We start from the raw sequence: 20,778 nt of genomic DNA, 5'->3' as shown, positions 1-20,778 counted from the left end.
ACATGAGGCGACGGCCACGGCGCGGCGACCCGATCTGGATGTGGGCACTCCACTGGTGGGATGTCTTCTCCTGGGCGCTGCTCGCCCTGCTCGCGCTGCTCACGCTGGTGGGGGACGTCCCCACCGGCCAGCGCTACGGGTCGCTCGCGCTGATGGCCGTGCTCGCGCTGGCCCGCACGGCGGTGCGCGGGCGGCTCGGCAACCCGGCGCTCACCCCGGAGCGCTACCTGGTGGTGCTGATCCTCGCGCTGTTCGGACTCTCCGCCCTGCGGGACGGCTTCGGCGTCCTCTACTTCGTGATGCTGCCGCAGTTCACCGTCCTGTCCAGGAGCCCGCGGCGGGCCGTCGTTCTCGGTGCTCTCGGCGCCGTGGCGATCACGCTCGGCGCCGCCGTCCGGCTCGGCTGGACGGCCGACGTGCTGGCCACCAACTCCGTCTCCTCCCTCGGGGTCTACGCGGTCGGCGTCCTGATCGCCATGCTGACACCGAAGGCGGTGGCGCTGGCCGCCGAACGCGCGCGGCTGCGGGCGGAGTTGGCGGAGACCCAGGGGCGGCTGGCGGAGGCGCTCAAGCGACAGGGCGCGGCGGAGGAGCGTGAACGGCTGGCCCGCGAGATCCACGACACCCTGGCGCAGGGCTTCGCGTCCATCATCGTGCTGGCCGAAGCGGCCCGCACCGGCCTGGCGGCCGACGCCGGGCGCAGCGGAAGGCAATTGCTGTCGATCGAGCGGACCGCCCGCGAGAACCTCGCCGAGGCCCGGGTCCTGGTCGGTTCGGCCCCGAGCGGCGGGGTGGCGCCCGGCACCGTGGCCCAGACCCTGCGCCGCACGCTGGACCGGTTCCACCAGGACACCGGCCTGGTCGTGGAGGCGGAGCTGCCGGACGTCGAGTGCGACCAACCGACCCGGATCGCGCTGCTGCGCTGTACCCAGGAGTCTCTGGCCAACGTACGCAAGCACGCGGCGGCGTCCACGGTCGGCGTCGTTCTCAGCCGGCGGCCGAACGGGGTGGAGTTGGAGATCACCGATGACGGGCGCGGCTTCGTCGTCGCCGAGGCGCACGGCTTCGGCCTGGACGGCATGCGCCGGCGCCTCGCCGAGCTCGGCGGTGTGCTCACCGTCACCAGCTCCGTCGGCGACGGCACCCGGGTGTCGGCCAGCCTTCCCCTCGACGCTCCCGTCGATGTTCCCCTCGCTGCTCCCCGCGGCGAGCCCTTGAACGGTCAGGTGTGAGATGACGGCAGCCGTGCTCCGGATCGTCGTGGTCGACGATCACACCGTGATGCGGGCCGGCCTGGTGGCCCTGCTGTCCTCGGAGCCCACCATCGAGATCGTCGGCGAGGCGGAGAACGGGCGGGCCGCCGTCGAGTTGGTGCGGAGGGTCGAACCCGACGTGGCACTGCTCGACCTGCGGATGCCGGTCCTGGACGGGGTGACCGCCACGGCGGAGATCGTCACGGGCCCCTGGCGCACCCGGGTGCTGATCCTGACCACCTACGACACCGACGCCGACATCGAGCGCGCGGTGGAGGCCGGCGCCACGGGCTACCTGCTGAAGGACGCCAGCCGCGAGCAGCTGGTCGACGCCATCCACGCGGCCTCCCGGGGCGAGACGGTGCTCGCGCCCCGGGTGGCACAGCGGCTGGTGGCCAGGATGCGGGAGCCCGCGCCGGTGAGCCTCACCGCGCGGGAGACCGAGGTGCTCCGCGGGGTGGCCGACGGGCTCAACAACGCCGAGATCGGCAGGCGGCTGTTCATCACGGAGGCCACCGTGAAAACCCATCTGCTGAGGGTCTTCGCCAAGTTGGATGTCAGCGACCGCACCCACGCCGTCGTGGTGGCCCTGCGGAGGGGGCTACTGCCGCCCACCTGACGGCCGTTCAGGCCGGCGTCTCCCCGCCCGTCTCGGCGACCACCAGCGCGCAGCGCACCGTGCCGTCGGCGCGGCGGCCCAGGGTCGGCAGCGGCTCGATCCGGACGGTGAAGCCGGCGGCGGTCAACTCGCGGCGCACGTCGGGTAGTCGGAAGGTGCGGTAGTACATCACGAACGGGGGCCGCCAGACCGCGTTCCGCAGCCGCATGGCGGCGTCGAAGCCCCACAGGGCCCAGTAGGGCAGGGATCCGACGCGGGGCGGCGCGGCCATCGGGAAGACGAACCGGCCGCCGGGGCCGAGCGTGGCGCGGATGCCGGCGAAGAGCGCGGGGCGTTCGCGGGGCAGGAAGTGGCCGAACGCGCCGAGGCTGATGGCCAGATCGAACGTGGCGGGCGCGAACGGCAGCGCGCGGGCGTCGGCGCGCACCAGTTCCACCCCTTCGGGGAAGGCGGCGCGGGCCTGGTCGAGCATGCCGGCGCTGAAGTCGACGCCGACGACGTGCGCCGCGCCGGCCCGCCGGAGCACGCCGATGCCGGCGCCGGTGCCGCAGCAGACGTCGAGGGCGCTGGCGAACGGGCCGTACGGCCGCAGCGCCTCGGTGAGCGCGTCGAGCACCGGGTCAGGTGTCCGGTACGAGGTCAGGTCGAACTTCGGGGCGAGCAGGTCGTAGCCGCGCTCCACGGAGGACAGCGCCTGCTCGGCGAGCTCGCGCACGGTCGGCGCCTCCCGGTCCCGGTGGCGGGTCACGCGCTCAACTCCCGTCGCCGCGCTTCCGCGTGGCGCGTCGGCTGATCGCCTGCGGCACCGCCGGCATCGGGTCGGTGCCGGCGGTTTCCGGGTAGAGGATCCGCTTGGCCTCGGCCAGGTTGGCGACGACGGCGACCGCCTCCCACTCGTAGCCGTTCCAGCGGCTCACCAGACGAGGGGCCTGCGGGTCCACGTGGCTGCCCGAGGCCGGCCCTGGGGTGAGCGTCACGACACGGTAGCGGTCGGCGCGGCGCCGGCTGCGCCGGTCCGCCCAGTCGGACAACGGCTCCTCGTCCATGGGGTCCATGGGAACAACTTCACTCTCGCTCGATCGCCTGGCTCGCACAACAGTCCTACGCGGGCGTCGCGTTCGCGACGTCTCCATGACACCACGTCATGCCGTCCGGGACCCCGGTCTTGCGGTCGTTGGTCGGCCTTGGCTGGCGCACGGCTGGCTCACGGGGAGGCACGGGGGACGCACGGAGGCACTCTGGTGGCCCGAGAAACCCGCGTCACTCCGAGCGGCCGGTGGCGGCCACCGTGACACCGAGGCCGATCATGGTGAGGCCGCCCACGCCGCCGATCATGGACAGCCGGCGCGGGGAACGGGCGAACCAGCCGCGGGCGCCGGCGGCGACCAGGCCCCAGACGCTGTCGGAGGCCACCGCGATGACGTTGAACACCAGGCCGAGCAGCAGCATCTGGAGCACCACATGACCGTGCTCGCGGTCGACGAACTGCGGCAGCACGGCGGCGAAGAAGACGATGGTCTTGGGGTTGGCGACCCCGACCAGATACCCCTCCCAGAGGGTGCGCAGGCCGTGCGATCCGGCGGCGTCGCCGCCGCCGTCCCCGGCGAACTCGGCGCGCAGCGAGCGGCGTTCGCGCACCGCCCGGACGCCGAGGTAGACGAGGTAGGCGGCGCCGGCCAGCTTCAGGGCCGTGAAGACGAGGACCGAGCGCTCGACGACGGAGCCGACACCGAGGGCCACGGCGAGCACCAGCGTGTAGGCGCCGAGCGTGTTGCCGAGCACCGAGGTCAGCGCGATGCGGCGGCCGTGGGCCAGCGCCCGGCCGATGACGAAGAGCACGCTCGGACCCGGCACGACGATCAGCAGGAACGACATGGCCGCGAAGGCGAGCACCCGGTCGGTAGACATCATCCGGCCATCGAAGCACGTCCGGCGCCCGGGTCACAGCCCCGGGCGCCTTCCCGTTCCTCGCGGGTGAGGGCGTACGCGACCTCGCGGTTCGCGACGAGGGCCCGCGCGCCCTCGGTCGCGTAGCCGCGGCCCCAGGCGGCCCTGAGCAGCCGGTAGCCGAGCTCCGGTTCGGCGGCCCAGTGGCCGGGCCCGAGCAGCCTGGGCAGCACCACGAGGCTGCCACCGCCGCCCGCCAGCGGTCATCCCTGGGTCAGCGGCTCCTCGCCGACGAGTTCGCGCAGCCGCTCGTTGGCCTCCTCGAGGGCGGCGATGGCGAGCTCGCGCCGCGCCGGCTCGACGGCGCCCATGGTCAGCTCGGCCAACTCGGCCCAGGCACGCTCGATGTCGGGGAGCAGCCGGTGCCCGGCCTCGGTGACGACGACGCGCACCTGACGGCGGTCGGTGGGGACGGGCTCGCGGCGGAACCAGCCGCCGGACTCCAGGCGGGCCAGGCTGCGGGTCGCGGTCGGCTGCTCGATCCCGAGGCGGGCGGCCAGTTGGGAGACGGTCATGCCGGCCGGCTCCTGGGCCAGGACCCAGAGCAGCACGTCCTGGCCCGGATGCAGCCCGAGGGCCGCGAGTCGGCGCGCCTTGGCCGCCCGGTAGAGCTGGCTCATCTTGTTCAGCGCCCGGTTGACGCGTCTGACCTCACTGGCTTCCACGCCCCGATCCCACCTATGCATAGTCGGCTAACAGATAGCCGACTATACGCATCGCTGGAGGACGGATCATGGATCTGGGGTTGAACGGTCGGGTCGCGCTGGTCGCGGTGGGCTGGCATCGCGCGCAGGCGCGGGCCGCAGAGGTCGTCGAGCACGTCACCGCGGCGGGCGGCCGGGCCCTCGCGGTGCGGATCGACCAGCGCGACCCGGCGTCGATCGACGCGGCGGTGCGGGCCGTCGAGTGGGAGTTGGGCCCGGTCGCGGTGCTGGTCGGCAACGCGGTGGCCTGGCCGGAACTCGGCCCCGAGAGCCCGGAGGCGCTCGCCGCGGCGCTCACCGCCAACGTGGCCGGCACGCTCGCGCTGGTCGAGGCGGTGCTGCCCGGGATGCGGCGGGCCGGTTGGGGCCGGGTGGTGCTGGTCTCGTCCGACGTGGTCGAGCAGCCGATACCGGCGTCACTCGGCTACCCGGCCGCCAAGGGCGCGCTGGAGACGGCGGCCAGGGTGCGAGGCCCTGTCCGGGCGGCCTTCAAGGATCAGCCCGCGGCGTCAGATGCGGTGCTCCCCCAGACTTCGTCCGGGAGGTGCCCCCATTCGCTTCGCGCAAGGCGCCGGATCGCAGCTCATACTTGGCCGTATTCGCGCGATTCGGTAACGCGGCGAGGTGCCGTAGCTGGCGTCGCGGGCCCGAAGAAGATCGCCCGGACAGGGCCTGGTCAGGGAGGCCCCGCAGGGTGTGCTCACCAACGTCGTCCGCCCCGGGTTCACCCGCACCCCGCGGGCGCTCACGGCCGACTGGCTCGGCCAGCGCGCCGTCGACGCGGAGGGGGCGAAGACGCCCACCGGCCGGATCTGCACCCCCGAGGACGTGGCCTCCGCGGTGGCCTATCTCGGCTCGGCCGCCAACGGCCACGCGAACGGCGAGATCCTCTCCGTGGCGGGCGGGCGACACCTCACCCGCTGAACCCGCCGAACCCGCCGAACCCGCCGAACCCGCCGAACCCGCCGAACCCGCCACGGACCGTCAACGGGTGCCGGACGAGCGACGGTTGACCTCGGCGACCAGCGGGCTCAGGGACTCGCTGAGGCTCACCGGGCGGACGTCGCACGGCAGCGCCGTCCACTCGCGGCCACCCGCCGGGGGGCGGAGCCAGACGCGCTCACCGTCGAGTGCCATGACGCGACCGATCCTGCCGCGTCCGACGTCCCGGACCATGCTGCCCACTTCGGGCGGTCCCGGCTGCTCCTCCTGGATACCGCGGTCCATCTCGTCAGCTCCTTCACGACCGCCGGCCGACGGCCGGGTCGAGTGCGCCCAATGTATTCACGTCGGGAAGGAGCCGTTGGTTCATTCCGCCTTCCGGGGGAATCGCGAAAAGGTCCAGGCCGGAAGGGCCCCGGGCCGCGCCCGGCCCGGCAACCGGGCGGCGGTTGACTGGATATATCGTGAAGTCGGCGTCGGTGTCGAGGACTTCCTCCGTGAGCCGCCCGGGTCGTCCCCGGTCGGCACGGGCCGTGGTCGGACTATCAGGTCACGCTCCGCCCCAGATCAGCTACGCTGCATGACACGCGCCAGGACCGCCAGGACGACACTCCCCCGGCTCACGCCGGGAGGCACCACCATCCGCCGCCGCGAGGACCCACATGGACGTGACCTACCGCCTCAGGTACGACCCAGCGGTGGAGGCCGTCCACGACGCCCTGCCGCCGGACGTCAGCGAGCGTCTCACGTTGAGGATGGCCGGGGCCTGTGAGGATCCGTTGCGTGCCACCGAGCCCTACGGGCACGACGACCCGGTGATGCGGATGGTGGTGACCGAGCAGGCGTTCGCGGTGGTGCTCGCCGGACACCGCTTCAAGACCATGACGGTCCTCCAGATCAACCACCTCTGCTGACGGAACGTCAGCGGCTCAGCCGCCGCTGATCATCCGCGCCGGCGGCTGGGGGATCCGCCCGGCGGAGGCCGAGGGGAGCTCGGCGTGCTCGGCCTGGCCGCCGGCGCGCGGGTGCACGAGACGGGGCGGCAGCGCCACGTAGGCGGAGACGCCGGCGCCGCGGGCGGCCGCCGTGGTCGGAGCGCTCTGGGTGTGCCGGACCTCGACCTGGACGCCGAGGCGGGCGGCGATGGTGCCGACGACGAAGTGGCCGAGGAAGCGGGTGGGCGCCACCAGGAACGAGTCCTCGCCGCGCAGCCGGGCGTTGGCGAGGTCCAGCTCCTCCTCGGTCATGCCGTTGCCGCGGTCCACGATGGCCAGGCAGTACTCGGCGCCGTCCCACCAGCCGTAGACCTCGACCGGGCGGGCCGGCGGCGAGGCGGTGAGCGCGTTCTCGATCAACTCGGCGAGCAGGTGCGAGAGTTCGTAGAAGGCCCCGCCGTGCACCGAGCAGGGCTCGGCCTCCACCAGCGTGACCCGGCGGTAGTCCTCCACCTCCGAGACGGCCGAGTGGACCACCTCGGCGATCTCCGCGGTGCCCGTCCAGACCCGGGGCGGCAGCTGCTGACCGGTCAGGATCAGCAGCGAGTCGGCGTTCCGCCGCATGCGGGTGGCCAGATGGTCGAGCTCGAACAGGTCGCCGAGCGCGTCCGGGTCGAGCTCCTTGCTCTCCAGCGCGGTGATCAGCCGCAGCTGACGGCGCACCAGGCCCTGGTTGCGGTGGCCCAGGTTGGCCAGCGACTCGGTGCCGTTGCGGCGCAGCACCGTCTGCTGGGCGGCCAGGCCGACGGCGGTGCGCTCCACGTCGTGCAGGGCCGCGGCCAGCCGGGTGACCTCCTCGGCGCCCCTGGCCAGCGCCGGGTCGGGTTCGGGCGGCAGCAGCTGCTCGGCCTCCTCGGGCTCGGCCTCCTGGATGGAGCGGACGGTCTCGGGGAGCCGGTGGCCGGCGACGGACTCGGCCTGCCGGGTCAGCTCGTCGAGCGGCCTGGCGATGGAGCGGGCGGCCAGGATCGCCAGGGCGACGGCCACGCCGAGGATCAGCAGGCCGAGGGCGACGAAGCCGGCGAGCTGCCGGGTGGCGTCGGCGCTCAGTTGGTCGGCGCGCTCGGTGACGTCCTCGCCCACCAGCCGCTGCGCCTCGTGCAGCCCGTCGGTGAGCGCGGTGCTGGCGGTCCACCAGTCGTCGGCCGTGGCGTCGAGCGGCGAACCGTCGGCGCCGCCGTCGGCCAGCCGCTCGAAGGCAGCGACCTGCCCGGCCTCGTCGGTCTCGAACGCCGTGTCGAGCGCGGCCCGTTGGGGGCCGGTGGCCAGCTGCTCGTAGGTGCGCACCGCGGAGTCGCGGGCGGCCCGGGTGCCGGCGAACTCCAGGTACTGCCCGTCGGCGAACCGCCCCGCCACGAACACGCCGTTCATCAGGCCGCGTTCCTCGGCCAGCGCCTCGGTGGCGCCGGCCAGCGCCTGGAGCGCGGCGAGCCCGTCGCTGAGCCGCTGGTCGCCGTGGGGCGAACCCTCGGCCAGCTGGGCGTCGTTGAGCTCGGCCATGGCGGTGGCGAAGAAGCCGAGCGCCTCGTCGCGGTCGATCGACTCGTCGTCCACCCGCTCCCGGATGCTGGGGAGTTGGTCGAGCGAGCCGAGCGCCTCCTCGAACGCCGGCGCTGGGTTCTCCTCGAAGGTCCGATCCACTCGGCGCTGGAGTTCGGCGTGGATCGCGTCCACCCGGCGGCGGGTATCGGCCAGTTCGGGCCGGTAGCGGCCGGCGCCGCCGAGCAGGCCGCTGGTGAGGCCGTGTTCACGCTGCAGCTCGCGGACGAGGTTCTGCACGTCCAGGGCGACCTGGACCCGTTCCCCGCTCTCCCTGGCCGCCGACCAGTCCTCGGCCCGGTCGGCCACGGCGACCCCGGTGAGGACGAGCAGCAGGCAGGTGGGCACGGCAAGGACGATCGCCACCCGGCCGCGGATGGTGCTCCAGCGCGGCAGCCAGCCGGTCAGGATCCGCCACCCGGCCGGCCGCCGGGTCCGCAGTTCCCTCCGTCGCCGCGTCCTCGACACACGCGTCATAGCCACACAGCACACCGTCACGTGGTTACCGGCGGCTCCGATACCCGTGGCCGTGAAGTGAACAAGTGGCGTGAATCGGGCCAGCGGCGGTCACGGATGAGGCAGCCAGGGCCCGAGGTTATCCGGACAGTGACGCTCCGGTTCCCCCTCGGACCGGCCAGGACCGTTACGCTTCGGGGCATGAGCAGCCGTCCTGTCCCGCCCGGTCCGGCCTACCGCAGACTGAGCGTGGAGGAGCGCCGTGGCCAGCTGATCGCCACGGCGCAGGCGTTGTTCGCCCGCAGCGTGCCGGAGGAGGTCTCGCTGGACGACGTCGCCCGCGAGGCCGGGGTCTCCAGGCCGCTGGTCTACCGCTACTTTCCCGGCGGCAAGCAGCAGTTGTACGAGGCGGCGCTGATCAGCGCCGCCGACCAGCTCGAACTCTGCTTCGCCGTAACGGAGTCGGGCGCGCTGAGCCTCCGTCTGGCGGCCGGTCTCGACCGCTACCTGGCCTTCGTGGACCAGCACGGCGAGGGCTTCACCGCGCTGCTCAAGGGCGGCAGCGTGGTGGAGACCAACCGCACCACGGCCATCGTGGACCGGGTGCGGCGGGCCGCGGCCACCCAGGTGCTGCGGCACATGCGGGTGCCGGAGCCGAGCGCGCCGCTGCGGCTCGTGGTGCGCACCTGGATCACCACGGTGGAGGCCGCCTCGCTGATCTGGCTCGACGAGGACAAGGAACAGCCGCTCGACGAGCTCCGGGACTGGCTGGTCGACCAGTTCGTCGCCCAGCTGGTGGTCACCGCGGGGCGGGACAAGACCACCGCGCGCTTCCTGCGCGCCGCGGCCGAGTTCGAGGAGCCGGGCGGCCGGATCGACCGGCTCTTCGAACGGACCATCGCGATGATGACGCCCGCGGGCATGTAGGCGAGCGGCACGGATGCGCAGCGAACGCACGCCCTTCGTCGGCGGCCCGCTCGACGGCCGGGTGCTTCCGGTGCTGGTGGGCCCGACCGGCAAGCCGCCCGCCGTCTACCGGGTGCCGGTGCCGGGCGACGACGTGCAGCCCGACCGGGTCTACGTCTACCGGCTCACCCCGACCGGGTACACCCGGCTGCTGCGGCTGCCGCGCGGCTGGAGCTACGTCTATGACCCGGACGCCGGGGACTGACCACCCGTTCGCACCCGCCCGGCGGGCGCGACGCCCCGGTTCGTGCACACCATGCGTGCGGAGACGCGCGCGAGCACGACGGAGGTACGCCCATGCGCTTTTCGGGGACCGTGACCCGACGACGCGGGTGGCCGGCGGCGGCCCTGGCCGTCGTGGCCCTGACCACGACCACGACCACTCTGGCCGCGGGCCCGGCCGGGGCCGATACGGCCGAGTCCATTCCAGCACTGCTCGCCGAGCTGCGCACCCTGTACCAGGAGACCGGGCGGGCGACCGAGGCGTACCACGAGGCGGCCGACCGGCTGGCCGAGCGGCGGGAGGAGACCCGCCGCGTCCAGGACCGGCTGGCCGCGACCCGCACCGAGCTGACCGCGGCCCGCGACGCGGCGGGCGCGGTGGCCCGCGCCCAGTACCGCGGCGGCGGGCTCCAACTGCCCGCCGCGCTCAGCATGTTGCTCGGCGAGGACCCGGGGCGGGCGCTCCACGACCAGACGGTGGCGGCGCGGGTCGCGGCCGCCGAGGCGGCCGAGATCGACCGGCTGGGCACCGGCGAACGCGCGGCCGACGAACTGGCCACGGCGGCCCGCGCCGCGTTGGACGCCGAACAGGCGGCGGCCGACGAGGAACGCCGCCGCCGGGACGACGTCCACCGCCGCCTCGACGAGGTGGCCGGCCTGCTGGCCGGCCTCTCCCCCGACGAACTGACCGAACTCACCCGCCGCCAGGAAGCCGAGGCGGGCCCCGGGCCGGATCCCTGGCCGGGGGCGTCCCGGGAACCGGCCCCCGAGGTCACGCCGGAGCCAACCCCCTCGCCGGAGGCACCGCCGCCCCCGGTGCCTGACGCCGTACCGGCCGCGCCGGTGCCGGAACCCGTGCCGGGGGCAGCTCGGGAAGCCGGGCCCGAGCCCGGCGCCTGAGCCGGCCCCCCTCGGAACCGGTATCCGAAAAGCGCGCCCCGTGCCGGGGCAACGCCGGCGCCTGCCTGCCGCCTCGGCGCCGGAATCCCGCGGAGCCGACGCCGGAACGGGAGTCGGTACCCGGTACCGGGTACCGACGCGTGAGCCGGAACGCCCCGAGGTCGGAACCCGCCCGACTCGGCCGTGCCGCAGGGCGAACCCGAATCGGAGGCGCCGCCGGCGGCCAGCGCCGCCACCCACCCGAGAGAGCCGAACCTCCGCCCGGGGCCCGTCTGCCCCGGCGGAGCCGCAGGCGGCGGCCAGCCACGGCCGCGCCCGCATCGCCAGCACCGCAACCCACGCGCGAGAGCGAGGGCCGAGCCCGGGTCTCCGTCTGAGCGGATGCCGGAACCGCCCCCGGCCGGCCCCTTGGACGGAAACGGGGCCTCGCCCAGCCCCGGCAGGGACTCGCCTGCGGAACCCGTGCCGGGCCGACGGGCCCCCGGCCCTGGCCATCGGCGTCACCCGGGCCCGCGCCGGAATCCGCCTGACCCGGCGGAGCCGCGCGGTGGCCGGCCGCAGCCCGGCCCGCACCGCTGCCCCACAACCCGCGCGGTCCGCGAAACCCGCTCCCGCGGCCTCGCTAGACCCGCGCCGGAGGCGCCAGGTAGGGGGTCAGTGACGGCTCGGCGGCCAGTTGGCGGAGGCGGCCGAGGGCCGGGGCGAGACCGGCGAAGGTGGGGATGAGGGACACCGCGACCTGGTCCGCGCCGGCGGCCTCGTTGGCGGCGAGTTCCTCGACGATCTCGGCGACCGGCTGCCCGTCGCCCCAGTCGGCCCGGTTGGCGACCCCGATCGGCCGGTCGGTCATGGACCGCAGCCGGGCCACGTGGGCCGCGAAGGCGGCCGGGTCGAGGCGGACCGCCTGCCACCAGTCGGCCGTCTCGGCGGCCCGCCGCAACGCGGGGTCCGAGACGCCGCCTACCAGCAGCGGCACGGGCCGCTCAGGCACCGGCGCGAAGACGCCGCCGGCGAAGCCGTAGTGCGGGTCGTCGAACGGCGCGCCGCCCGTGGTGTGGAGGTGGCGGACGAGCCGGAGGGCCGACGTGGTGCGGGCGCCCCTGGTCCGGTAGTCGGAGCCGGTGGCGTCGAACTCGTGGCGCTCCCAGCCCGCGCCCACCCCCAGCACGAACCGGCCGCGCGAGAGGCGGGCGAGGCTCGCGGCCTGCTTCGCGACCACGAACGGGTTCCGCAGCGGCAGCACGAGCACCGAGGTGCCGAGCGTCAGCCGGCTGGTGACGGCCGCCACCGCGGCGAGGGTGATCAGGGGGTCGTCGACGCCGCCGTAGACCGGGCCGTAGGCCACCGGCGGCAGCAGGTGGTCGGGCAGCCAGACGCCGCCGTAGCCCAACCGCTCCGCCTCCTGGGCGAGAACGGTCAGGCTATGGGGGTCGGCGTCGGGAAGGACGGCGTGCAGCTCCATAGCCACGGACCCTAGACCCTCACACCGGTGTGAGGGTCAACCGTCAGTGCGGCCTGGGCGTCGCCTGCCGCAGTTCGGCCCGGAGTTCCGGGGTGAGCAGGTGTCCGGCCCGGCCGACGAACAGCGCCATGTGGTACGTCACCGCGCCCATGTCGGCCTCGGGTTCGGTGAAGACGCCGAGCAGCGAGCCGTCGCTGATGGCCATGACCAGCAGGTTGCCCCCGGCCATGGCCACCAGGGTCTGCTTCACCTGGCCGCCCTCCATCAGCGCGGCGGCGCCGTTGGTGAGGCTGCCGAGCCCGGAGACGACCGTGGCCAGGTCGGCCGCGGCGCCCAACGGGCCGGTGAGGGACCGACGCCGGCGCCCGGGGCCCGCGTTGGGGTCCTCGGGTGGCTCGGAGGACAGCAGGGGCAGGCCGTCGGCCGAGACGACCGCGACCGACACGGCCCCCGGCACCTCCTCCACCAGACGGGTGAGCATCCAGCGCAGGTCCTGCCCTCCACTGCGGCTGGCGCCGGGCGGGACCTGGATCTGCGAGGTCATGACGGCATCTCCTCTCCGGTCGCTGCGGAGTCGCGGAAGTCGTTCGGGTAGCCGCCACGGGCCTGGGCGGCGTCCCGGTGGCCGTCGCGCGCGCCACGCTGGAAGCCGCCGAGCCGACGGCGCAGCTCCTCGGGGTCGACGGCCGGACGGCCGCCGCCGGTATCGTCGTAGGGCGTGGTCACGCCCCTGGTGCGCCGCGGGAGGCCGCTGTCCGTGATGGCGTGTGGCGGCGGGGGCTGCGGCTGGAAGCGGGGTGCGGTGTCGGCCGTGCGGGCGTGCTCGGCGTGCTCCGCGGTGCGCACGTGCTCGGCGGTGCGCGGGTCGGGGATGGGCACGGGACCGGTGCCGGCCGGGTCGCGGACGGGCAGCGGGTCCCGCGCGGGGGCGGCCTGCTGGTACCCGGCGTCGTGCGTCGGGTAGGGCTCGGTGCCCTCCTCGACCAGGACGGCAGGTACGGCGACCTCGGCCACCGTGCCGCCGGTCGGCCGGTGCCGCAGCCAGCAGCGCAGCCCGTGCCTGGCGGCCAGCCTGGCGACCGTGTAGAGGCCCATGCCGATGCCGCCGTCGGGCCCCGGTGCCGAGCCGGCGCCCGGCGGCGGGGTCACCGGGTCGGCGATCCTGGCGTTGAGTTCGGCCAGCCGCTCGGGGGTCAGGCCCTGGCCCTCGTCCTCGACGGTCATCAGCAGCTCGCCGTCCGCCCAGCGGCCGGTGAGCCTGACCCGGGCGCCGGCCGGCGAGTAGGCGGTGGCGTTGTCGAGCAGTTCGGCGAGCAGGTGGCTGAGGTCGCGGGCGACGAAGCCGGTGACCCACACCGGTGGCGGCGCGGGGGCCGTCTCCACCAGCTCGTACCGCTCTATCTCGCTGACGGCGGCGCGGGCCACGTCGATCAGCGGCATGGGCTCGCCGAGTTGGCGTGGCGGCTCGGCGCCGGCGAGGAGCAGCAGGTTCTCGCCGTGCCTGCGCATCCTGGCGGCCAGGTGGTCGACGGTGAAGAGCACCGCGAGCCGGTCCGGGTCGGCCTCCTGGGACTCCAGGCCCTCGATGACGGCGAGTTGCTCGCCGGTGAGGATCAGCAGGCGCTGGGCGTGGTGCGCGAACATGCCGTGCACGGCGCCGTGCAGGGCGGCGAGGCGGGCGTGCAGCTCGTTCTGCTCGGTGAGGAGCCGGTCGCGCTCGGCGCGCAGCCCGCCGGTGTCCTGGGCGATCTCGGCGGCCTGCTTGGCGGCCTCGGTGGCGTGCTGGTGCAGGCTGAGGGCGCGGGAGTGCAGCGCGTTGACGGAGGCGACGACCTCGGCGAACTCGTCGTTCCGCCCCGAGTACCTGACGGGCTCCTGCCCGGTGGGGTCGGCGGCGACCCGGCCGGTGCCGATCCGGACGGCGGCCAGCGGTCGGGTCAGCGAGCGCGCGGTCTGGATGCTCACGCCGATGGCGAGGCCGAGCGCGACGAGGACGATGACGCCGGTGAGCTGGAGGTTCATCAGCTCGGCGTCGCGCAGCGCCCTGACCTGGTCGGTGTGCTCGTCGGCGAGGGTGGTGAGCACGCCGCGCTGGAGCCTGGTGCGTTCGAGCAGCGAGGCGTGGACGGCGCTCTCGTCGAGCGCGTGGTCCTCCGGCGACAGGACGGGCGCGTCGGTGAGGACGAGGAGCAGCCCGGCGGCGGCCTCGCCCTCGCCGCCGGTGAGCGCGTGCTCGTAGGCGCCGACCGCGGGGGTGCCGGCGGTGGCGTTGAAGTCGGCCAGGGCGGCGTCCTCGCGGACCCGCTGCCGCTGGGCCAGGGTGGTCAGCTCCCGCTGCTCGCCGGGGCCGGCGAGCGCCGCGAGCAGCAGCCCCCGGGTGGCGGACGAGGCGTCGACGGCGCGGGCCAGGTAGGGGAGGGCCTCGGCGGACGGCTCGCGGGCCTCGTCCGGCGTGTCGAGGACGGTGGTCCGCAGGAAGCCGTCGAGGGCCTCGACGATGACGGTGTAGGCGTCGAAGGTGCCGGCGGCGGTCGCCTCTTCCGAGTGGGCGAACTCGCGGGCGGCCGGCAGGCCGGCGAGCGCGGCCCGCGCGGGCTGGTCGAGGCCGCCGCTCAGCTCGGCGGCGGCCGTGTCGACGTGGGCCAGCTCCTCCTCGCCGCGGGCCGCCGCGGGGTTGCCGGCGGCGACGGCGGCGACCAGGGCGTCACGTTCGTCGGCCACGAGGTGGGCGAGGGCGACGGCGTCCTCGGCGACCCGGGAGCGCTCGTGCAGCAGCCGGGCCGAGTCGTAGTCCTGCATCACGCCGAGCACGGCGGGGGAGGCGGCGCCGAGCACCGCGACACCGGTGAGGAGCACGCCGAACACCAGCCGCGTCCGCACTCTCGCCCGCCTGCGCGCCGCCCGGGTCCGGGAACCTGACGGAGCGGAAGGGGACGGATCGGCGGGGTCGTGCAGTGTGTTCTTCCGCACCTGTGCTCGCATTCTCGTCACTGAGGCACCGAACGTTGCCAGCGCCGACATGGCAGGAGAGCGGTGTCGCCCGACCGGCCACCCGAAGGAGTGAACCTCACCGGGGAGTTGGCGGACAAGCCGATGTCAGAACCCGGCCTGCCGCCAGGCCGGATTCGACTGGAATTCCGCCGCGACTCCTGGCAAGATCCACTGTCCGCGTGTCAACTACCCACTGTTATCCACACAATCGCTGACATATCCCACCCTACGGCAGACTGGTCGCCATGCGCATCCAGTCGGCCACCGAACCAGGCACCCAGGGTCTGCCCAACGAGGACTTCGCGGCGGCGGCAACGCCCGCCTCGGGCGAGGGCGGGGCGTTGGTGTTGCTCGACGGGGTGACGGCCCCACCGGAACCGGTCGGCTGTCGGCACAGCGTCGCATGGTTCTCCGCGCGGCTCGGCGGGGCCCTGCTCGAACTGTTGGCCAGCCGGCCGGAGATGACGCCCGCCGCCTGCCTGGCCGAGGCCGTCGCGCGGACGGCCGACGCGCACCGCGGCACGTGTGACCTTTCTCACCAGCGCACCCCGCAGGCCACCGTGGTCTGCGCCCGCTGGGGGGTCGACACCGTCGAGTACCTGGTGCTTTCCGATTCCGTGCTGCTGATCGAGAGCCAGGAGGGCGCGGTCCACCCGGTACTTGACACGCGGCTCGACGATCTCCGGCCGGCCGCCCGCCGGTTGCCGCGGGAGGAGCGGGCGGCGTTCGTCGAGAGCCGGCGGAACACGCCTGGCGGCTTCTTCACGGCGGCCGCCGATCCCGCGGTGGCGGCGCTGGCCGTCGCCGGCACCCGGCCGCGGGCCGAGGTGCGCTCGCTGGTGGCGCTCAGCGACGGGCTCGGCCGCTGGGTCGACACGTTCGGGTTCGGCGGCTGGCCCGACCTGTTCGCGTCGCTGATCGCCGAGGGGCCGCAGGCCGCCATCGACGAGGTGCGGGCGGCGGAGGCCGCCGACCCGGAGGGTGCGAAGCACCCGCGCGGCAAGACCCATGACGACGCGTCGGTGGTGCTCGCGGAGCTCTGAACCGCCGCCCGACGGGGGGTCGGGCGGCGCGCTCCGCGCGTAGATCCGACTTTCAGGCGTGAAAGTTGTGGTCGGACCAACCTCGGGGGCAGACCCGTTCGCGATCGCCACCGGGGTAGACCAACGGCAGGCCGGGCTCCCTCTTCCGCCTCACCAGGCACGCGCATTACCTTCACGTTTGACGTGATCACACCATGTGAGCGCGCCGAGCCGCAGGCTCATCCCCCCACACAGGCTCGAAAGGCCCGACCATGTTTGGTTCCGGTAAGGCACGACCGCGACCCGGCGTCCGCCGGCGCGGCATCCCCGCCCTGATCGGCACGGTCTTCGCCACCCTGGCGCTGCTGATCGCCACCCCGAACACCGCGACCGCGGCCGACCACCGCGCCGACGACACCCCCGCGTTCGGCTCGGCCTCGCTGGGTTCCGAGATCCGCCGCCACGAGGGCGGCGCCCGCGTCACCGCGGACGAGATCGTCACGCCGCTCGCCACCGTCGAGGGCGTCGACGTCTCCAGCCACCAGGGCAACGTCGCCTGGAGCACCCTCTGGAACGCCGGCAACCGCTTCGCCTACGTGAAGGCGACCGAGGGCACCACGTACCAGAACCCGTACTTCGCCCAGCAGTACAACGGCTCCTACAACGTGGGCATGATCCGCGGCGCCTACCACTTCGCGACGCCCAACACCTCGAGCGGCGCGGCCCAGGCCAACTACTTCGCCGACCACGGCGGCGGCTGGTCCAGGGACGGCAGGACCCTGCCGGGCGTGGTCGACATGGAGTACAACCCCTACGGCGCCACCTGCTACGGGCTGAGCCAGTCCGCCATGGTCAACTGGATCCGGGACTTCGCCAACACCTACCGGGCCCGCACCGGCCGCGACGCCGTGATCTACACCTCCACCAGCTGGTGGACCACCTGCACCGGCAACTCCGCCGCCTTCGGGTCCACCAACCCGCTGTGGGTCGCCCGCTACGCGTCGTCGCCCGGCACCCTGCCGGCCGGCTGGGGCTTCTACACCTTCTGGCAGTACACCTCCACCGGTCCGACCGTGGGCGACCACAACGTGTTCAACGGCGCCATCGACCGGCTCCAGGCGCTCGCCAACGGCTGACCGCCGCGGGGAGCGAAGGACCGCGAACGAGCGAATCGAGGCCATGCGCGATGATGGGCGCATGGCCTCCGCTCCGTTCCCCCACTCCGCCGCCCCGGCGGAGGACGACCGTCCCGTCGTCCTCGCCCGCGGCGAGGGGCCGTACGGCGAGGTGGTGTTGCGCCGCCACGGCGCGCTGCTCCAGATCATCGCCAACGGCTGCTTCCTGATGGACACCTCGGACGGCCGCTCGGAACGGCTGCTCGTCACCGAGGCGTTCGCGGCCCTGGCCGAAGGACCGCCGGCGACGCGACCGACGCCGACGGCGTCGCCCGAGGTGCTGATCGGCGGCCTCGGCGTCGGGTTCTCGCTGGTCGCCGCGGCGGCCGAGCCGGGCTGGGGCGGCATCACGGTGCTGGAGCGGGAGTCCGCGATCATCGACTGGCACCGGGCAGGACCGCTCGGCGAGTTGACCGCCGCCGCGCTGGCCGACCCCAGGGTGCGCCTGGTCCACGGCGACCTGCTCGCCCACCTCCACGAGGTCGAGGCCGGGTACGACGCGCTCTGCCTGGACGTGGACAACGGCCCCGACTGGACGGTCACCGAGGACAACGAGGGCCTCTACTCCCCCGCCGGCCTCGCGGCCTGCCGCGCCGCGCTGCGCCCCGGCGGGATCCTGGCGGTCTGGTCGGCGCGGGGTTCCGAGCGTTTCGTGGAGAATCTGCGGAAGGCCGGATTCACCGGAGTTGGCACCAGAGAAGTGCCCGTTGCCCGAGGCGTTCCCGACGTGCTGTTTCTCGCCAGCCATCATCTCGCCAGTCAGTCCGCGTAGCCGGGGCCTTCCAATCCGCTCTACGCTGCTGCCCAGTGCTTACCAGCACCTTCACAGGCTCTGTGCAATCAGCACAGCCACGGACCGCCCCGAGCGTGGTCCACCACATGACTTCGAAGCACACCGCGAAGAACGCACCTCCGTACACAGCGAAGAACTCAGCAAAGAGCACGGCCAGCCGACTGGCACCCACGATCCCGGGGGCGGGATAGATGAATCAGACGGACACCAGGACTCAGCCGATGGACCACACCCATCAGGAGAAGACACACAAACTCAACGGCCTCGGCGGCCACACCGCCGCCGAACCCGAACGCGCCGGGCACCACACCCCCACGGCCACCACGCCGGGCGCACAGCGCCGCGTGCTGGTGGTCGAGGACGACCCGACGATCGTCGAGGCGATCGCCGCCAGGCTCCGCGCCGAGGGCTTCCTCGTGCAGACCGCGGCGGACGGCCCGGCGGCCGTGGAGACCGCCGCCGCCTGGCACCCCGACCTCCTCATCCTCGACGTGATGCTGCCCGGCTTCGACGGCCTCGAGGTCTGCCGGCGGGTCCAGGCCCAGCGTCCGGTGCCGGTGCTGATGCTCACCGCGAGAGACGACGAGACCGACATGCTCGTCGGCCTCGGGGTCGGCGCCGACGACTACATGACCAAGCCGTTCTCGATGCGCGAGCTGGTCGCGAGATCCCACGTGCTGCTCCGCCGCATCGAGCGGGCCGCGGTCGCCGCCACCACGCCCAGGCCAGGGAGCGTGCGCCTGGGCGACCTGGAGATCGACCGCACCCAGCGGCGGGTCCGCGCGGCCGGCAAGGACATCCACCTGACACCGACCGAGTTCGACCTGCTGATGTGCCTGGCCCGCTCGCCGCGCGCGGTCCTCACCCGCGAGCAGCTGCTGGCCGAGGTCTGGGACTGGGCGGACGCCTCCGGCACCCGCACGGTGGACAGCCACGTCAAGGCGCTGCGCCGGAAGATCGGCGCCGAGCGGATCCGCACGGTGCACGGCGTCGGCTACGCGCTGGAGACCCCGCCAGGATTCGCGGGCGAACCGGCGGCCAGGGGCCAGGGCGGGTCCGAGCTCTGAGCCGGGTGTCCGCCCTGTCAGAGCTGGTCAGGGGTCCGGTCTGGCGTCGGGTCTGGCCCGCCGTCTGGCGGCTGATGCGCCCGATCGACCCGATGCGCTCCGTGAAGGCGGCGCTCGGCTGGCTGGTGACCATCTCGGTCACCATCACGACCCTGATAATCCTGGTGGCCTACCGCTCGGACGTGGGGCTCCAGCTGATCGCCGTCTTCGCGATCATCGCCTCGCTGCTGGTCACGCAGTTCGTGGCGCACAGCCTGGCGACGCCGGTGCTGGAGATGACGTCCGCGTCGCGGGCCATGGCGCGCGGCGAGTACGGCCGGCGGGTCGCGGTCAGCCGGCGGGACGAGCTGGGTGACCTGGCGCACGCCTTCAACCGGATGGCCGCCGACCTCCAGGCCGCCGACCGGCACCGCAAGGAGCTGGTCGCCAACGTCTCCCACGAGCTGCGCACCCCCATCGCGGGGCTGCGCGCCGTGCTGGAGAACGTGGTGGACGGCGTCTCCGAGGCGGATCCGCGGACCATGGCGACCGCGCTGCGGCAGACGGAGCGGCTCGGGCGTCTGGTGGAGCAGCTGCTCGACCTGTCGCGTCTCGAGAACGGCGTGGTGCCGCTACAGGCCGGGTTCTTCCAGGTGGAGCCGTATCTCTCGGCGGTGCTCGGCGACGCGTCGGTGGCACAGAAGCGCGGCAACGGCAGGACCGACGTGCGGCTGCGGCTGGACGTCACTCCGGTGGCCCTGCGGGCCTACGCGGATCGCGAGCGGCTCGACCAGGTGGTCACCAACCTGGTGGACAACGCCGTGAAGCACAGCCCGCACGGCGGACAGGTCACGGTGGTGGCCCGCCCAGGGCAGCTGCCGGGCGGCCTGGTCATCGAGGTGCTCGACGAGGGCCCCGGCATCCCGCCCGAGCAGCGCGAGCTGGTCTTCGAGCGCTTCGGCCGGGGCACCATCGACGGGGTCACCCCGCACGACGGTGGCACCGGGCTCGGTCTCGCCATCGCCCGGTGGGCGGTGGATCTGCACGGCGGGACCATCGCCGTGGCCGAATCGAGACGCGGTTGTCGCATCCGGCTCACCATTCCAGGTAACGCGAAGGCAAACAGTTGACGTAAGGTCGGTCTGGAATCGCTCCGCCGGTTGCTCCGGCGCTGGCGGCTGCCCGTGTTCTCCGGGCGCCGCGCGCCGGGATCGACGCAGCTCGGGCCAGGGGTCCGGCCGGCCGCCGCGTCGTCGCGGTCAGGCATTGCCTTTTCGTTGCCTCTTTGAGCTGAACTTGGTGCCGTTCCCGGGGATTCAGCCCCTGAAACCCCCTTCGGAATGTGGCGTAGGCCACGTCTGAGCTGCCAGGACTGCGCTGATCGGCCCCGGGGGCGTAGCCTTGTTTTCCGCTGTCCAATCACCTTGCGAAGCGGAAGAGGGCGGTTGCCGCCGTGTCGCCACAGTCTCCGAACACCCCCAGCGTCGACACCGACCAAGCAGCAGAGAAGAACCCTGCCGCCGGCTTCGGTGCAAACGAATGGCTCGTCGACGAGATCTACCAGCAGTACCTCCAGGACCCGAACTCCGTCGACCGTGCCTGGTGGGACTTTTTCGCCGACTACCGGCCTGGCACTGACGGTGCGGCGCCGGCCAAGGCCACCAAGGCCGACGTGAGCGGGCCCTCGGCCGCCACCGCCGCGCCGGCCACGCCGGCACCCGCGGCCCCGCGGGCCGCGGCTCCTCA

The 20,778-nt window shown here is 73.8% G+C and carries 22 protein-coding genes and 2 pseudogenes; 14 read left to right on the top strand and 10 right to left on the bottom strand.

Annotation, left to right across the window (positions count from 1 at the left end; all coding sequences use genetic code 11):
* Positions 1 to 2: 2 nt before the first annotated feature.
* Positions 3 to 1,232, top strand: coding sequence for a sensor histidine kinase (locus ACYVPE_RS21455; protein ID WP_461035283.1), 1,230 nt, complete (start codon positions 3 to 5; stop codon positions 1,230 to 1,232).
* Between the two features lies 1 nt (position 1,233).
* Positions 1,234 to 1,872, top strand: a complete 639-nt coding sequence (locus tag ACYVPE_RS21450) for a response regulator (RefSeq protein WP_461035282.1) — start codon at positions 1,234 to 1,236, stop codon at positions 1,870 to 1,872.
* A 7-nt stretch (positions 1,873 to 1,879) separates the two neighbouring features.
* On the opposite strand, the gene ACYVPE_RS21445 is transcribed toward ACYVPE_RS21450, so the two are convergent.
* The 5 genes and pseudogenes from ACYVPE_RS21445 to ACYVPE_RS21425 all read right to left on the bottom strand — a co-directional run bounded on the left by ACYVPE_RS21445 (position 1,880) and on the right by ACYVPE_RS21425 (position 4,484).
* Entirely contained in the window at positions 1,880 to 2,620 is a 741-nt protein-coding gene (locus ACYVPE_RS21445) for a class I SAM-dependent methyltransferase (protein WP_461035281.1), read from the bottom strand.
* 4 nt (positions 2,621 to 2,624) lie between these two features.
* On the bottom strand, positions 2,625 to 2,927 hold the full coding sequence (locus ACYVPE_RS21440) for a DUF6087 family protein (RefSeq protein WP_461035280.1): 303 nt from the start codon (positions 2,925 to 2,927) through the stop codon (positions 2,625 to 2,627).
* 205 nt (positions 2,928 to 3,132) lie between these two features.
* A complete protein-coding gene (locus ACYVPE_RS21435; RefSeq protein ID WP_461035279.1) occupies positions 3,133 to 3,783 on the bottom strand; it encodes a LysE family translocator in 651 nt (216 codons plus the stop codon).
* Positions 3,784 to 3,875: 92 nt separating this feature from the next.
* A pseudogene (locus ACYVPE_RS21430) lies at positions 3,876 to 3,965 on the bottom strand (GNAT family N-acetyltransferase); the annotation flags it as partial.
* Positions 3,966 to 4,022: 57 nt separating this feature from the next.
* Entirely contained in the window at positions 4,023 to 4,484 is a 462-nt protein-coding gene (locus ACYVPE_RS21425; RefSeq protein ID WP_461035278.1) for a MarR family winged helix-turn-helix transcriptional regulator, read from the bottom strand.
* A 68-nt stretch (positions 4,485 to 4,552) separates the two neighbouring features.
* On the opposite strand from ACYVPE_RS21425, the pseudogene ACYVPE_RS21420 reads away from it, so the two are divergent.
* Both ACYVPE_RS21420 and ACYVPE_RS21415 read left to right on the top strand, forming a co-directional pair.
* Positions 4,553 to 4,975 (top strand): annotated as a pseudogene (locus ACYVPE_RS21420) (SDR family NAD(P)-dependent oxidoreductase); the annotation flags it as partial.
* Between the two features lie 244 nt (positions 4,976 to 5,219).
* Positions 5,220 to 5,447, top strand: a complete 228-nt coding sequence (locus ACYVPE_RS21415) for an SDR family oxidoreductase (protein ID WP_461035277.1) — start codon at positions 5,220 to 5,222, stop codon at positions 5,445 to 5,447.
* A 60-nt stretch (positions 5,448 to 5,507) separates the two neighbouring features.
* Here the strand turns inward: ACYVPE_RS21415 and ACYVPE_RS21410 are convergent, their stop codons facing one another.
* Positions 5,508 to 5,750 carry a hypothetical protein gene (locus ACYVPE_RS21410; RefSeq protein WP_461035276.1) on the bottom strand — a complete coding sequence of 81 codons (243 nt, stop codon included), beginning with the start codon at positions 5,748 to 5,750 and terminating at the stop codon, positions 5,508 to 5,510.
* Positions 5,751 to 6,127: 377 nt separating this feature from the next.
* Between ACYVPE_RS21410 and ACYVPE_RS21405 the strand changes: the two genes are divergently transcribed.
* Entirely contained in the window at positions 6,128 to 6,379 is a 252-nt protein-coding gene (locus tag ACYVPE_RS21405) for a hypothetical protein (RefSeq protein ID WP_461035275.1), read from the top strand.
* 15 nt (positions 6,380 to 6,394) lie between these two features.
* Here the strand turns inward: ACYVPE_RS21405 and ACYVPE_RS21400 are convergent, their stop codons facing one another.
* On the bottom strand, positions 6,395 to 8,476 hold the full coding sequence (locus ACYVPE_RS21400) for a sensor histidine kinase (protein ID WP_461035274.1): 2,082 nt from the start codon (positions 8,474 to 8,476) through the stop codon (positions 6,395 to 6,397).
* 180 nt (positions 8,477 to 8,656) lie between these two features.
* Between ACYVPE_RS21400 and ACYVPE_RS21395 the strand changes: the two genes are divergently transcribed.
* From ACYVPE_RS21395 to ACYVPE_RS21385, 3 genes are all read left to right on the top strand, one after another.
* Positions 8,657 to 9,382 carry a TetR/AcrR family transcriptional regulator gene (locus ACYVPE_RS21395; RefSeq protein WP_461035273.1) on the top strand — a complete coding sequence of 242 codons (726 nt, stop codon included), beginning with the start codon at positions 8,657 to 8,659 and terminating at the stop codon, positions 9,380 to 9,382.
* A 13-nt stretch (positions 9,383 to 9,395) separates the two neighbouring features.
* Complete coding sequence (locus ACYVPE_RS21390; RefSeq protein ID WP_132819482.1) at positions 9,396 to 9,626, top strand: hypothetical protein; 231 nt, start codon at positions 9,396 to 9,398, stop codon at positions 9,624 to 9,626.
* Between the two features lie 92 nt (positions 9,627 to 9,718).
* Positions 9,719 to 10,543, top strand: a complete 825-nt coding sequence (locus ACYVPE_RS21385) for a hypothetical protein (protein ID WP_461035272.1) — start codon at positions 9,719 to 9,721, stop codon at positions 10,541 to 10,543.
* Between the two features lie 622 nt (positions 10,544 to 11,165).
* Here the strand turns inward: ACYVPE_RS21385 and ACYVPE_RS21380 are convergent.
* Genes ACYVPE_RS21380 through ACYVPE_RS21370 form a run of 3 tightly spaced genes read right to left on the bottom strand, consistent with a single transcriptional unit; the run spans position 11,166 to position 14,885 of the window.
* Positions 11,166 to 12,005 carry a TIGR03619 family F420-dependent LLM class oxidoreductase gene (locus ACYVPE_RS21380; protein ID WP_461035271.1) on the bottom strand — a complete coding sequence of 280 codons (840 nt, stop codon included), beginning with the start codon at positions 12,003 to 12,005 and terminating at the stop codon, positions 11,166 to 11,168.
* A gap of 43 nt (positions 12,006 to 12,048) precedes the next feature.
* Positions 12,049 to 12,549, bottom strand: a complete 501-nt coding sequence (locus ACYVPE_RS21375) for a roadblock/LC7 domain-containing protein (RefSeq protein ID WP_461035270.1) — start codon at positions 12,547 to 12,549, stop codon at positions 12,049 to 12,051.
* A complete protein-coding gene (locus tag ACYVPE_RS21370) occupies positions 12,546 to 14,885 on the bottom strand; it encodes a sensor histidine kinase (RefSeq protein WP_461035269.1) in 2,340 nt (779 codons plus the stop codon). Before ACYVPE_RS21370 ends, ACYVPE_RS21375 begins: the two co-directional genes overlap by 4 nt.
* A gap of 356 nt (positions 14,886 to 15,241) precedes the next feature.
* Here ACYVPE_RS21370 and ACYVPE_RS21365 point away from each other — a divergent pair, with 356 nt between their 5' ends.
* The 6 genes from ACYVPE_RS21365 to ACYVPE_RS21340 form a co-directional block, all read left to right on the top strand.
* Entirely contained in the window at positions 15,242 to 16,039 is a 798-nt protein-coding gene (locus ACYVPE_RS21365) for a hypothetical protein (protein WP_461035268.1), read from the top strand.
* 251 nt (positions 16,040 to 16,290) lie between these two features.
* The gene (locus ACYVPE_RS21360) at positions 16,291 to 17,154 is read left to right on the top strand and encodes a lysozyme (RefSeq protein WP_461035267.1); all 864 of its coding nucleotides are present in this window, start codon (positions 16,291 to 16,293) and stop codon (positions 17,152 to 17,154) included.
* 61 nt (positions 17,155 to 17,215) lie between these two features.
* Positions 17,216 to 17,965 carry a spermidine synthase family protein gene (locus ACYVPE_RS21355; RefSeq protein WP_461035266.1) on the top strand — a complete coding sequence of 250 codons (750 nt, stop codon included), beginning with the start codon at positions 17,216 to 17,218 and terminating at the stop codon, positions 17,963 to 17,965.
* 242 nt (positions 17,966 to 18,207) lie between these two features.
* The gene (locus ACYVPE_RS21350; protein ID WP_461035265.1) at positions 18,208 to 19,053 is read left to right on the top strand and encodes a response regulator transcription factor; all 846 of its coding nucleotides are present in this window, start codon (positions 18,208 to 18,210) and stop codon (positions 19,051 to 19,053) included.
* A gap of 74 nt (positions 19,054 to 19,127) precedes the next feature.
* Positions 19,128 to 20,162, top strand: coding sequence for a sensor histidine kinase (locus ACYVPE_RS21345; protein WP_461035317.1), 1,035 nt, complete (start codon positions 19,128 to 19,130; stop codon positions 20,160 to 20,162).
* A gap of 323 nt (positions 20,163 to 20,485) precedes the next feature.
* The coding region (locus ACYVPE_RS21340; protein ID WP_461035264.1) for a 2-oxoglutarate dehydrogenase E1 subunit family protein at positions 20,486 to 20,778 on the top strand (293 nt) is incomplete at its 3' end.

The organism is Streptomyces mayteni, from assembly GCF_054783955.1.
This window is presented reverse-complemented; position numbering and strand designations above follow the sequence as displayed.